Source organism: Nocardioides rubriscoriae, from assembly GCF_008087085.1.
GTDB lineage: Bacteria > Actinomycetota > Actinomycetes > Propionibacteriales > Nocardioidaceae > Nocardioides > Nocardioides rubriscoriae.
Genome location: NZ_VIYJ01000005.1, coordinates 54,227 through 66,592 on the forward strand (window position 1 = coordinate 54,227; position 12,366 = coordinate 66,592).

The 12,366-nt window shown below is 74.6% G+C and carries 12 protein-coding genes; 3 read left to right on the top strand and 9 right to left on the bottom strand.

Features of this window, described 5'->3' with window-relative positions; all coding sequences use genetic code 11:
• Nucleotides 1–107: 107 nt before the first annotated feature.
• The 6 genes from FZC61_RS09930 to FZC61_RS09955 form a co-directional block, all read right to left on the bottom strand.
• The gene (locus tag FZC61_RS09930) at nucleotides 108–1,070 is read right to left on the bottom strand and encodes a DUF808 domain-containing protein (protein ID WP_148614018.1); all 963 of its coding nucleotides are present in this window, start codon (nucleotides 1,068–1,070) and stop codon (nucleotides 108–110) included.
• 5 nt (nucleotides 1,071–1,075) lie between these two features.
• Nucleotides 1,076–2,137: an acyltransferase family protein gene (locus FZC61_RS09935; protein ID WP_148614019.1), complete on the bottom strand. Its 1,062-nt coding sequence runs from the start codon at nucleotides 2,135–2,137 to the stop codon at nucleotides 1,076–1,078.
• An 85-nt stretch (nucleotides 2,138–2,222) separates the two neighbouring features.
• Nucleotides 2,223–3,254 (bottom strand): SIS domain-containing protein, encoded by a 1,032-nt coding sequence (locus FZC61_RS09940; protein WP_148614020.1) that lies wholly within the window; start codon nucleotides 3,252–3,254, stop codon nucleotides 2,223–2,225.
• On the bottom strand, nucleotides 3,251–3,427 hold the full coding sequence (locus tag FZC61_RS09945) for a Trm112 family protein (protein WP_211357197.1): 177 nt from the start codon (nucleotides 3,425–3,427) through the stop codon (nucleotides 3,251–3,253). The genes FZC61_RS09940 and FZC61_RS09945 overlap by 4 nt, the downstream gene beginning before the upstream one ends.
• Nucleotides 3,427–4,794, bottom strand: a complete 1,368-nt coding sequence (locus tag FZC61_RS09950) for a phosphomannomutase/phosphoglucomutase (RefSeq protein WP_148614022.1) — start codon at nucleotides 4,792–4,794, stop codon at nucleotides 3,427–3,429. Before FZC61_RS09950 ends, FZC61_RS09945 begins: the two co-directional genes overlap by 1 nt.
• A gap of 72 nt (nucleotides 4,795–4,866) precedes the next feature.
• A complete protein-coding gene (locus FZC61_RS09955; protein WP_148614023.1) occupies nucleotides 4,867–5,223 on the bottom strand; it encodes a DUF3499 domain-containing protein in 357 nt (118 codons plus the stop codon).
• Between the two features lie 50 nt (nucleotides 5,224–5,273).
• Here FZC61_RS09955 and FZC61_RS09960 point away from each other — a divergent pair, with 50 nt between their 5' ends.
• The 3 genes from FZC61_RS09960 to FZC61_RS09970 are packed head-to-tail and all read left to right on the top strand — an operon-like array spanning nucleotide 5,274 to nucleotide 7,559.
• Nucleotides 5,274–5,726 (top strand): metallopeptidase family protein, encoded by a 453-nt coding sequence (locus FZC61_RS09960; RefSeq protein WP_246142620.1) that lies wholly within the window; start codon nucleotides 5,274–5,276, stop codon nucleotides 5,724–5,726.
• A 55-nt stretch (nucleotides 5,727–5,781) separates the two neighbouring features.
• Nucleotides 5,782–6,510: a class I SAM-dependent methyltransferase gene (locus FZC61_RS09965; RefSeq protein ID WP_148614024.1), complete on the top strand. Its 729-nt coding sequence runs from the start codon at nucleotides 5,782–5,784 to the stop codon at nucleotides 6,508–6,510.
• Nucleotides 6,507–7,559 (top strand): glycosyltransferase family 61 protein, encoded by a 1,053-nt coding sequence (locus tag FZC61_RS09970; protein ID WP_170286057.1) that lies wholly within the window; start codon nucleotides 6,507–6,509, stop codon nucleotides 7,557–7,559. The genes FZC61_RS09965 and FZC61_RS09970 overlap by 4 nt, the downstream gene beginning before the upstream one ends.
• A gap of 18 nt (nucleotides 7,560–7,577) precedes the next feature.
• Here FZC61_RS09970 and FZC61_RS09975 read toward each other — a convergent pair whose 3' ends face one another.
• The 3 genes from FZC61_RS09975 to FZC61_RS09985 all read right to left on the bottom strand — a co-directional run bounded on the left by FZC61_RS09975 (nucleotide 7,578) and on the right by FZC61_RS09985 (nucleotide 12,224).
• Nucleotides 7,578–8,957: a DUF5719 family protein gene (locus FZC61_RS09975; RefSeq protein WP_148614025.1), complete on the bottom strand. Its 1,380-nt coding sequence runs from the start codon at nucleotides 8,955–8,957 to the stop codon at nucleotides 7,578–7,580.
• Nucleotides 8,954–11,842 carry a glycosyltransferase family 2 protein gene (locus FZC61_RS09980; protein ID WP_148614026.1) on the bottom strand — a complete coding sequence of 963 codons (2,889 nt, stop codon included), beginning with the start codon at nucleotides 11,840–11,842 and terminating at the stop codon, nucleotides 8,954–8,956. Before FZC61_RS09980 ends, FZC61_RS09975 begins: the two co-directional genes overlap by 4 nt.
• Before the next feature lie 121 nt (nucleotides 11,843–11,963).
• A complete protein-coding gene (locus tag FZC61_RS09985) occupies nucleotides 11,964–12,224 on the bottom strand; it encodes a WhiB family transcriptional regulator (RefSeq protein WP_148614027.1) in 261 nt (86 codons plus the stop codon).
• Nucleotides 12,225–12,366 lie beyond the last annotated feature (142 nt).

The following is a 12,366-nucleotide window of genomic DNA, read 5'->3' on the forward strand; positions in this document are numbered from 1 at the left end:
GCTGGCGTCTGCGTCGCGCATCTGCGCGTTCGTCGGGATCTCCCACGCGACGGTCTCAGAGTAGGACAGCGCCAGGGTCAGTGGGGAATCCCCGGAAGGGTTGTGCCTCAGTGGGCGCCGGGGTCGTCGACCGACGACGCCGCACCGGTCGGGAGCACGTGCATCACGGCGACGACGACGGCACCGACGACCAGCCCGACCACGGCCGACAGCGCGGTGTTGACCAGCCACCCGACCACGCCGCCGACCGACTCGAGCGCGTGCGCGGCCTCCTCCTCGAGGTGGTGCACGACGTCGTAGGGCCCGTCGAGGCCTAGCTCGTGGAGCTGGACGACGAGGATGTGGCCGCCCACCCAGAGCATCGCGGCCGTGCCGACGACCGAGATCACGGCCAGCAGCCCTGGCATGGCGCGCACGAGCGCGAGCCCCACCCGTCGGGCGGCGGCCGACGGGCGCTGGGCCAGGGACAGGCCCACGTCGTCCATCTTCACGATCAGGGCGACGACGCCGTAGACCAGCACCGTGATGCCGAGGGCCACGACCGCGAGGATCACGGCGCGCGAGACGAACGGCTCGTCGATCACCTCGTTGAGGGCGATCACCATGATCTCGGCGGAGAGGATGAAGTCGGTGCGGATCGCTCCGGCCACTATGGTCCTCTCCTGCTCCGGCGTGATCTCGGCCGACCCGCCGCCGGCCTCCGGGGGGTGCCCGCTGACGCGCTCCCAGATCTTCTCGGCGCCCTCGTAGGCCAGGAACGTGCCGCCGCACACGAGGATCAGCGGCAGCACCCAGTCGGGGGCGAACTGGCTGAGCAGCAGCGCCGCGGGGAGGATGAGCACGAGCTTGTTGCGCAGGGAGCCGACGGCGATCTTCTTGATGATCGGCAGCTCACGCTGCGCGGCGACGCCCTGGACGTACTGCGGGGTCACGGCCGTGTCGTCGACGACGACCCCGGCGGCCTTGGCGCTGGCGCGGCCGGCGGCCGCCGCGATGTCGTCGGTCGAGGCGGCGGCCAGGCGCGCGAGCGCGGCGATGTCGTCGAGGAGTCCGAACAGCCCAGCGCTCACCCGCCTCAGCCTAGACGAGTCGTCGCGAGCTCCTGCGGCCCCCGTGACCCCTCGGACGTCGGCACTGCGACGCCACGGGACGTCGCCCGCCACCAGCCGACCGGGTCGACGCACGGCCCGAGCACCCGGACGGCCGGACGCGAAGCCAGCGCGAGGGCGAGCACGACCGCCGCGGCCACGACCACCGGCCGGCCCGCACCGGGGTGCGCGGTCGTCCAGCCGAACAGCCCGGCGGCGTCGACGCCGCGCACCACGAAGCCGTGCACCAGGTAGACGACCATCGTGGCCGACCCCATGCGGGCGAAGCGGCCACCGGTGCGCGGCACCAGCGACAGGAAACCAAGCGCGCAGCCCAGGGCGAGCACCAGCAGCGTGCCGCGCACCGCGGCGCCCTCGCCGAGGCCGGCGCCCAGCACGTCGTAGGGCCGGAAGTAGAGCCACCACCAGGTGCCCGCCCACGAGTCGAGGCCGCGCGCGAGCAGGAGCGTCAGCAGCAGGAACCCGAGCCCGGCCTGCCGGGCGGCGCCGGACCGCAGGCGCTCGACGTGCTCGGGGGTGGCCACCAAGCCCAGGACGAAGAACGGCAGCATCCCCAGGACCCGCGACAGGCTGAGGTAGGGCACGTCGACCAGCCCACCGAGCACGCTGGTCGCGACGGACGCGCCGATCGCCACGCCGGCCGGGACCGCGAGGAAGGCCGGGGCCGCGAGCCGCCAGGCGACCAGGGCCACGAGGTACCACAGCGGCCACAACGGCTCGAGGAACGGGTGCTCGGGTGCCGACCAGCCGATGCCGACCTGGAACCACGCCAGCGCCGCCTGGTAGAGCACGAACGGGACGACGAGCGTGGTGAGCGTGGCCCGCAGCCGGCGCGACGACCAGTCGAAGGAGCGCGAGAAGTAGCCGCTGACCAGGATGAAGGCCGGCATGTGCCACACGTAGAGGAAGTCGTAGAGCCAGCTGTCGGTCGTCGAGTCCGGCAGCAGCAGGCTCCACGCGTGGCCCACGACGGCGAGGGTCACCAGGGCCATCTTGGCGTTGTCGAACCAGGGGTCCCGAGAAGGCATCTGCCGCACGCTAACCAGCGCCAGCGGACCCGGCCAATCGTCCGGTTGTCCGACGACGGGCCCGCGAGCGGCGTCGCCCGACCGGTCAGTCGTCGACCAGGCCCAGGCGGAGGTACTCCGCCGCGTAGGTGCCGGTGAGCAGCAGCGAGGCGTAGCGGGCGACCTCACCGGCGGCGTCGGAGGTCACCGTCTCGACCCGGACGCCGCGTGCGGCGGCCGCGGCCTGCAGGCGACCGCGGTGCTCACGCACGACCGGGTCGTCGGCGCCGTCGTCGAGGACCACGAGCACCGGGCGCAGGTCGCCCGACCCCCCGCTCTCGGCGAACGGGTCGTCGAAGACGTCACGCTGCCGGGTCGCCTCGATGACCGGCAGCAGGTGCTCGGCGTCGCCCGCGAGCGCGGTGCGCCCGCTCGAGCGCCGGATCGACTCCGCGACCCGGCGCGCCGCGCGGGCGGCCAGGACCGACCCGCCCCACACGAGCGGGTTGGCGTCGGCCAGGCAGATCGCGAGCATCTTGGCCGGGTTGATCGAGATGTCACGGTGCGGCGAGCACGCCAGGGCGACCGCGTCGAGCGCCTCGGCGACGGTGTCGGCCTCGGCCTCGGGGCCGAGCCCGACCTGGTGGAGGTAGGACAGCATCACGACGGCGGTCGCGAGCTGGTCGTCGGTGACCGTGGGCAGCACGGTGGTCCAGCGGCCCTGGGCGTGCTCGGCGACCATCGAGGTCGGCGGGCAGGCCACGACGACCTGGCACCCGCGGCGTACGGCCTCGGCGACGGCGGAGGCGGCGCCGGAGTCGGAGCCGACCGGGGCCAGCACGACGACCAGGTCGAGGCTGCCGGCCCAGCCGGGCAGCGCGGGTCCGGGCCAGGCCACGAACGGCACCGGGCAGAAGGGCTCGAGGACCGCGCGCAGCAGCCGGGAGTCGGGACCCGCGGCGATCACGGCCCGCGGCCGCGCCTCCTGGGCCCGGGTGACGCCGATCGCGGTCGCCTCGGCCGCTCCCCCGGCCTCGCGGCGCACGCGGGCCCCGGACTCGGCGAGCGTGCGCAGCCGCAGGTCGGCCGCCCCGAGGGCGACCTCGTCGTCGAGACGGGACTCGTCGAACCAGCTCAAGGCTTGCGAGCCTCGTCGACGAGCAGGACCGGGATGTCGTCGCGCACCGGGTAGGCCAGTCCGCACGACTGGCACACCAGCTCGCCGGCCCCGTCGTGCTCGACGAGCGCGAGCTCGCCACGGCAGTCGGGGCACACGATGATCTCGAGCAGTGCGGGATCGATTCCGGACATCAACTTCCTCCACGGATCAGGGCGAGCACGTCGTCGCGCACCGCCGTCATGGTCGCCTCGTCCTGGCCCTCCACGTTGAGGCGCAGCAGCGGCTCGGTGTTGGACGAGCGTACGTTGAACTGCCAGTCCGCGTGGCTGACGGTGAGCCCGTCGAGGTGGTCGGTGGTGACGCCCTCACGCGTGCCGTACGCCGCCTCGATGGCGGCGGTGGTCGCCGCCGCGTCGGACACCGTGCTGTTGATCTCGCCCGACAGCGGGTAGCGCTCGTAACGCGCGAGCAGGTCGCTGAGCGAGCCGTCGTGGCCCGACAGCGCCGCGAGCGCGTGCAGCGCGGCGAGCATGCCCGAGTCGGCGCGCCAGAAGTCGCGGAAGTAGAAGTGGCCGCTGTGCTCGCCGCCGAAGATCGCGTCGGTCTCGGCCATCGTGGCCTTGATGAAGGAGTGCCCCACGCGAGTGCGGACCGGGGTGCCGCCGAGCTCGGTCACGAGCTCGGGCACGGCCCGGCTGGTGATGAGGTTGTGGATCACGGTCGCGCCGGGGTCCTTGGCGAGCTCGCGCTCGGCGATCAGCGCGGTGAGGGTCGAGGGCGACACGGCGCGTCCGCGCTCGTCGACGAGGAAGCACCGGTCGGCGTCGCCGTCGAACGCGAGCCCGATGTCGGCGCCCTCCTCGAGCACCTTGGCCTGCAGGTCGACGAGGTTGTCGGGCTCGATCGGGTTGGCCTCGTGGTTCGGGAAGCTGCCGTCGAGCTCGAAGTAGAGGGGCACCAGCTCGACGTGGTCGCCCAGGCGGCCGAAGACCGCGGGGGCGGTGTAGCCGGCCATGCCGTTGCCGGCGTCGGCGACGACCTTCAGCCGGCGACCGCCGACCGGGGCGAGCGAGACGAGGTGGGCGGCGTACGCCTCGAGCACGTCGTGCTCGGTGATGGAGCCGCTGCGGGTGGGCGCCGCGAAGTCGCCGGACAGCACCAGGTCGCGGATGTCGGCCAGACCGGTCTCGAGCCCGATCGGGGTGGCGAGTGCACGGCACATCTTGATGCCGTTGTACTGCGCCGGGTTGTGGCTGGCGGTGAACATCGCGCCGGGCATCGCGAGGTGGCCGGAGGCGAAGTAGAGCTGGTCGGTCGAGGCGAGCCCGATCATCGTGACGTCGGCCCCGGCCTGGGTGGCCCCGTCGGCGAAGGCACCGGCCATGCCCGGCGAGCTTGGGCGCATGTCGTAGCCGACGACCACCTCGGCCGCGCCGACGACCTCGACGAACGCCCGCCCGGTCGCGCGGGCGAGCTCCTCGTCGAGCTGGTCGGGCACCGTGCCCCGGACGTCGTAGGCCTTGAAGATGGCGCGGACGGTGGCGGGATCGAGAGCCATGACGACGACCCTAGTGGGCCCGGGCCCGGAGCCGGTGGTCAGCCGGTGGTCGGCCGGTGGTCAGGTGGGCGGTTAGTCGGTCGTCAGCACGCGCAGGTGGCCGCGGCGGGAGGTCTCGCGCCCGGTCTCGTCGGCCGGGGCAGGCCGGGGCGCGGCGAGCGGACGGCCGGCCTCGCGGACGGCGTCGGCGAGCGCGAGCAGGTCGTCGTGGTTGGGGCCGCGGTCGTGCAGGTCGGTCGCCAGGCGCAGCACCTCCCACCCGCGCGGGGCCGAGAGCCGTTCGCTGTGGACGGCGCACAGGTCGTAGGCGTGGGGCTCGGCGTAGGTCGCGAGCGGGCCCAGCACCGCGGTCTGGTCGGCGTAGACGTAGGTGAGGGTCTGCACCGCGGGGCGGCCGCAGGGGGTGCGCGAACAACGGCGGAGACTCACGAGGGTGACCGTACCCGTCTGCGGCCCCCGCGGCGCCTAGGCTCGCGGTCGTGGTGCAGCACGAGGAACCCGGCCGGCGTCGTCGTCGTACCCGCGACCGGCGCGACCGGGGCATGCGGGGGCCCGCGGTGGTCCCCCGCGACCCGCGCACCCCCGAGCTGCGGACGGCGCGCGACCGCTTCGACGACCTGGTCCTCTCGGTGGTCGCCGACATCGAGGAGCGCTGGCAGGAGCACCTCGGCCTGGTGGAGTACGCCGTCGAGGACACCCCGCAGGTCCCCGACGACTGGGACGCAGGCACGGTGCCGTTGTCGTCGCTGGTGCGCGGCTCGGGGGCCCGGCCGTCGCGGCTGGTGGTCTTCCGCCGGCCGATCGAGCACCGGTGCTCCTCGCGCAGCGACCTCGAGGCGATGGTGCTCACGGTGGTCGTCGAGCAGGTCGCCGAGCTGCTCGGGGTCGCCCCCGAGGTCGTCGACCCGCGGGTGGCCGACGACGAGGACTGACCCCGCTGCCCCCGCTGCCCCCGCCAGCCCCGCCGGCCCTCGGTAGCCTGCTGCGGTGACGCACCCCCAGGTCCAGCACCCCCCGGTCGACCCGCCCAAGGTGGTGAGCCGCGCCGCCGTGATGCGACAGCTCTGCCGGCTCTACCCGCAGGCGCGCTACCTCGAGGTCGGGGTGTGGCGCGGGGTCACCTTCGACAAGGTGCCCGCGGCCCGCAAGGTCGCCGTCGACCCGGTCTTCAAGCTGGACCCGCCGCACCACGAGCGCGACGAGCCCGGCACGGAGTTCCACGAGGTCACCAGCGACGACTACTTCGCCCGGGTCGTCGGGCGCGACGAGCAGTTCGACGTGGTGTTCCTCGACGGCCTGCACGTCTACGAGCAGACGCTGCGCGACCTGATGAACACCCTCGACCACCTGGCCCCCCGTGGGGTCGTCGTCGTCGACGACACGCACCCCCCGACCCACCTGGCCGCGCTGCCCGACCGCGCGGAGCACTTCGCGGTGCGCGACTACCTCGGCGAGACCGACAAGCGCTGGATGGGCGACATCTACAAGCTGGTGTGGTTCGTGCAGACGTTCTGCCCGCACCTGACCTACCGCACGATCGCCGACAACCACGGGCAGACGGTCCTGTGGCGCAAGTCCCGCACCGACGTCCCCGAGCGCTCGTTGCGCGAGGTCGCCGACCTGGGCTTCGAGCAGATGGTGGTGGCCGAGGACGTGCTGCAGCTGCGGCCGTGGCACGAGATCCGTCGCGAGCTGCGTCGCGACCTGGGCCTGTGACCGGCGGCCACGAGGTGCGACCCGGTCCGGGCTGGGCCCTGCCGACCTTCCCGCACGACCCGGTCGAGGGTCCGCCGGAGCTGACCGAGGTCCCCGGCGCGATCCTCACCCGGGTCCGGCGCGGCGACCTGCGCACCATCGTCGAGCCCACCCGGTGGATCCGCGGTGCCGTCCACGACGCCGAGGGGCGACTGGTGGTCTCGTCGCAGAAGATCGGCGGCCTGGTGGGGGCGCAGGTCGCCCAGGCCGACCCGGCGCGGGTGCCGCCGCGCCAGCAGGCAGGCGCCCGGCGTCTCGAGGGCACCTGGCTCTACGGCGGCCACTGGACCCAGCACTTCGGCCACTTCTTCGCCGAGACCCTCACGACGCTGTGGCCCGAGGGCCCCCAGGTCGCCGGCGTCTCGGGCATCGTCTTCCACAACTTCATGAGCCGCTTGCGCGGTGTCTCGGACTGGCAGACCGAGCTGCTCGACCTGGCCGGCTGGGGCGGTGTGCCATTCGAGGTGATCGAGGACGAGAACCTCGTGGCCGAGCGGTTGCTCGTGCCCGGACGCGGCATCGTCGTCAACGGCTGGGCGTGGGAGCAGGCCCGCACGGTCTGGCGCCGCATGGCCGCGGCCGCCGGCGGACGCCTCGACCTCGACCCCGACGGGGACCGGGTCTTCGTGACCCGCACCGCGTTCAACCGCGCTCGTCGCGCCGAAGGCCGGCCCACCCGCACCGACGAGGCCCACGACCTCGCCCTGGACTCGGCCTTCGCCGGCGCCGGCTTCCGGGTCGTGGCGCCCGAGTCGCTCGGGGTCGCCGAGCAGCTCCGGCTCGCCGCCGGCGCGTCGGTGTTGGCCGGGTGCGCCGGCTCGGCGCTGCACCTGTCGGCGTTCGCCCCGGCCGGGGCGCGGGTCGTCGAGCTCGGCGACTCGCGCTCACCCGACGTCCAGGTCCCGACGCAGCGCGTCATCGACCGCGTCTGCGAGCACCCCTCGGCGTTCGTCCCCTACGACGTGCCGACCGCGGCCCTGCCGGGGGTGCTGGCCGACCTCGGCCTGTGAGGAGCCCCGCTGCTGCCGCTAGGGCGGGCCGACGCGCACGTCGGGCACCAGGCCGGTGGTGACGGGCGCGCGCAGCCGCACGACGGTGGCCCCGCCGTCGGAGACGACGAGCACGACCGCGGCCACGGACGTGCGTGCGGGGGTGACCGTGACCAGACGCGTTCCGTCGGGCAGGGCCACGGTGTCGGCGCGCCCGGGTGCCACCTCGACGCGCTTGTCCTGCAGCACGGTGCCGTCGGCCTTGCGGGCCACGACGGTGACCACGCCGGGGGCGTCGGCGTCACCGAGGAGCAGGCCCTTGCCGCCGTCGGGCAGCACGGCGGTGCCGGCACCGGCCAGCGGGGCGACCGGGACCGCCGTGGCGAGGTCGCCCTTGACGAACATGGACAGGCTCGCGGTGGTGGCGACGGTGGAGTCGACCTGCAGCCCGACCGCCTGGCCGTCGCCGGTGCCGGCGGCGCGCAGCACCTCCGCGACCGGGACGACGACCACGCTCTGCGGCGGTAGGTCGACGGCGTCGAGCCCGCGGGGCTCGAACACCGCGTCGCGCGTCACCAGGGAGACCGTGGCGCGTCCCTGGGACGTGGTGGGGTTGGCCAGCACGAGCGTGCGTGGACCCGAGCCGCTGGGGATGCCGAGCACCAGGTTGCTCGTCGCGGGCGCGGCCTGCGAGGCCAGCCCGTCGTCGCCGGTACGGCCGCCACCCAGGCCCCGGACGGTGTCGCGCACGCTGGCGGCGATGCGGCCGCGGACCACGGTCACGTGGAGCGCGAGCTCGTCGCGCCGGGGCAGGATCTCGGCGAGGGGCAGCGAGCGCGACGCCCCGCCCTCGACGGTCACCCCGAGCAGCTGCGGGGCGTCGACGACGCCGTCGGCCCCCAGGACGGTGACGTCGACGACGGCGCGCCCCTCGTCGGGGTTGACCAGCTGCAGGATCGAGCGGTGCTTGGCCCCGGCGCCGACCCCGGTGAACCACTGGTCGAACACGGGGGGTCGGCAGTCGAAGCTGGCCAGCGGCGCTGAGAAGCGGCCCGCGACCAGTCCAGGGGCCAGGGCACCCTCGCCGGTGACCACGACGGCGCGCTGGTCGACCGGGACCGTGGTGGTGGCCCCGGGGGCGACGTCGACGGCCTCGGGGTCACTGCCGCCGGCGCGGACGTCGACCTGGCCCGAGACCCCCGACGTCGAGGTCACGAGCACGTCGCTGCCCCCGGCCGGGCACACGACGCTCGCCCGGGTCAGCGGCGTCTCCTCGGGCGGGGCGCCCTCGCGGGCCCGGGTGGTGCCGGTGTCGACGAGCAACGCGGCGAGGAGCGCGAGCAGCGGGATGACGACCGCCGCGACGGTGGTGACGTCGAGACGGGCGCGCTTGACGCGCGCGGTGCGGGACGAGCTCACGGTTGCCTCCGCGATCGCAGGGTCGGCGCCGCGAGCACGAGGACGACGAGGAGCACGAGACCCTGGACGAGCAGCAGGACGACGCGCAGCCACGAGGTGCCGTCACCGGCGACGGCGTCGGGGTCGAGCGGCCGGTCGACCTGCCAGGCGCGGCTGCCGGGACTCGAGCTGGCCTGGACGAGACCGGACGCGGCGTCGAGGGCGGCCGCGACCGCGCCGTCGGCCGGCGACGGCAGCAGCACGTACTCGACACCGAGGTCGCCGAGGCGGTCGACCACCTCGGGGGTGGGCCGCGCGACCAGGGCGCGGATGGTCGCGGTCACGTCGGGGTCGGCGTCGGTGAGAGCGACCACCTCGTCCTCGCCGACGGTCAGGCCGTCGCCGCGACGCACGGTGTAGGTGATCGAGTCGATGACGCTGCCGCGCACGACCAGGACGCCGTGCTCGGGGCCGGTCACGGAGCGCTGCACCATGTAGGCGGGCACGAGGCCCTCGCCGGCGGAGGTCAGCTGGTCGTCGGCCGTGGCCCACCACACCGCGCCCGCGACGGGGACGACGAGGGCCGCGACGGCGCCGACCGCGGCCAGGACGCGCACGGGAGCCGACACGCGGTTGCGCACCGCCCCCTGGGCGCCGAGGACCACGGCGGTGACCAGGGCGGCCTGGGCGACGAGCAAGGGCGCCCCCAGCCCGGCGGGCGTGTCGGTGCCGGCCAGCGCGGTCGTGAGGGGGGCCAGCGCCGCGGCGACCACCGTCGCGACCAGCACGACGAGCCAGCACAAGGTGACCGGGATCCGGCTGGCCCGCGGCAGGAGCGCGAGCAGGGCGAGCACCAGGAGCACGGCCCCGATCCAGGAGGGCGCGCCGAGGTCGCCCAGGCGCCCCAGGACCAGGTCGAGGCGACCGCCGTCGGGCGAGGGCAGTCGACCGGTCTCGAGGACGAGCGCAGCGGCGTGACCCCCGGTGACGGCCGGGACCCACCACGGCGCGTGGAGGACGACGGGCACGGCGAGCGCGGCCGCCGGAGGACCCCACACCCCGGTCGACACGACGGCGGCGCGGGCGACCACGAGTCCGCCGACCAGCACCACGACGACCAGGGCCAGCGCGACCAGCCAGGCCACGGGTGCGAAGGCCGCGACGAGCGCGAGCAGCAGCCCGACCCGCCAGGCGGCGCGCCAGCGCCGATCGGCCTCGGGGTCGACGAAGCCCAGGCAGGCATGGGCCAGCCACGGCAGCAGCGCCCCGGCGACGACCAGGCCCAACCGGCCCTCGCCCCAGGCGCCCGACGTCACCGGGACCAGGGCGTAGGTGGTCGCGCCGCCGACCAGCAGCCAGCGCGGCGCGCCGCGCGGGCTGACCAGGCGGCCGGCGACCCGCAGGAAGCGGAAGGCACCCCACAGCGCGAAGGGCACCGCGAGCACGAGCAGGGCGCTGACGGTCGCCGACGGCCCCAGCACGGTGGCGGCCAGCGCGAGCACGACGACGTACGGCGGGGCCGGCACGTCGGTGCCGAAGGCCAGCGGGTGCCAGGTCTGGTAGTGCAGCGACCACCAGGCGCCGGCGTCGGCCGGCGCCGGCGAGAGCGCGCCGCCGCTGACCTGGCCCAGCGCGGTGCGCGCGGCGACGAGCATGCCGACCACGAGGAGCACGACGACCAGGGCGACGGGGTTGGTGACGAAGCGCGCCACGGCGCCGGTGTCGGCCAGGACGTCCTCGTCCTCGCGGGCCATCCGCTCGGCGCGCAGGCGCGCCGCCGCCTGCGAGGAGGGGTCGAGCTCGGCCGCGGCGACCCGGCGCCGCTCGGCGACGTCGGAAGCCTGGTTGCTGACGGCCGAGACCACGTCGCCGACGAAGTCGAGCCCGTGGCGGTAGGGCAGCCACGCCGGCGGCAGCAGCCGGCCTACGCGCTCGGTGTCGGGGGGTGTCGCCGACGCCGCCTGCCGCTCGCGGCGCTCGCGGCGCCCGGCCAGCACCGCACCGGGCCGGAAGACCACGGTCACCAGCGCCGCGAGGTCGTCGAGGGCCTCGCCCGGTGACCGGACGAGCAGGAAGCCGAGCATCCGCACCAGCGTGCCGAGGCTCAGCCGCAGCACCCGCCAGGGCAGGGACGCGGTGCTGCCGTTGACCAGCAGCGTGTAGAGCGCGGAGCGGCGCTCCTGGTAGTGGGTGTGGCGACCGGTCAGCGGCGTACGCCGCGTGCCCCGGTGGGCGGCCTCGGCGTGGAAGACCACGGCCTGCGGGACCACGAGGCTGGTGTGGCCCGCGGCCGCGGCGCGCCAGCCGAGGTCGAGGTCGTTGCCGAACAGGGGCAGCCGCGGGTCGAAGCCCCCGAGCTCCTCGAGCACCCGACGGCGTACGAGCAGGCCGGCCGAGCTGACCGCGAGGACCTCGCGCTCCTCGTCGTGCTGGCCCTGGTCGTACTCGCCGCGCTCCAGCCCGGTCTCGCGGCGCCCGGTGCCGGAGATCGTGACGCCGACCTCGACCAGACGGCGCAGCGAGGGCCACTCACGGATCTTGGGGCCGAGCAGGTCGACGTCGCGACGCCGCTCGGCGGCCGCGAGCAGGGTGACCAGCGCACCGGGCGCCGGGCGCGCGTCGTCGTGCAGCAGCCACACCCACTCGGCGTCGGGGTGCGCGGCTGCGATCTGCTCCAGGCCCAGCGCGACCGCCGCCGGGAACGCCGTGGCCGAGGTCGCCTCGACCAGGTCGTAGTGGGCCGGCAGCAGGTCGCGGCTGTCGTCCTTGCTGCCGGTGTCGACCGCGACGACCGCGCCCACCGCGGAGCCCTGCTCGGCGATGCCCTCGACCACCCCGGGCAGCCAGCGCGCACCGTCGTGGGTCACGAGCAGCACGACGACGCTCGACTCACCGGGGGCAGACACGGTCGACGACACTATCGGGGCGGTGCGGAGCGGGCCGATTCGTGGCCCGCGGTCGGCGGCAAAAACACGAGGACCCCGACCGTCGTCGGTCGGGGCTCCCTCGTGCTGTGGTGCGGCTGGGTCAGACGACCCTCTTCTTCAGCTTGCGGCGCTCCCGCTCCGACAGCCCGCCCCAGATGCCGAAGCGCTCGTCGTTCATCAGCGCCGACTCGAGGCACTCGTCGCGCACCTCGCACGTGAGGCAGACCTTCTTGGCCTCGCGCGTCGATCCGCCCTTCTCAGGGAAGAACGCCTCGGGGTCGGTCTGCGCGCACAACGCGCGCTCCTGCCACCCTGCTTCGTCTTCGTCTCCTGGGGCTTCCAGGAGGAACAGCTCCCTCATGATGTGACCTCTCGACCCGTCATCGTCCCCCAAACAACATTGTCAGAATTACATGCCTGTCATACCCGGAAGTCAAGCGGAACTCTGATATGCACCACAGATCGCCTCCCCCGGTCCGGACCAGTGGGGACGACCCGGCAGA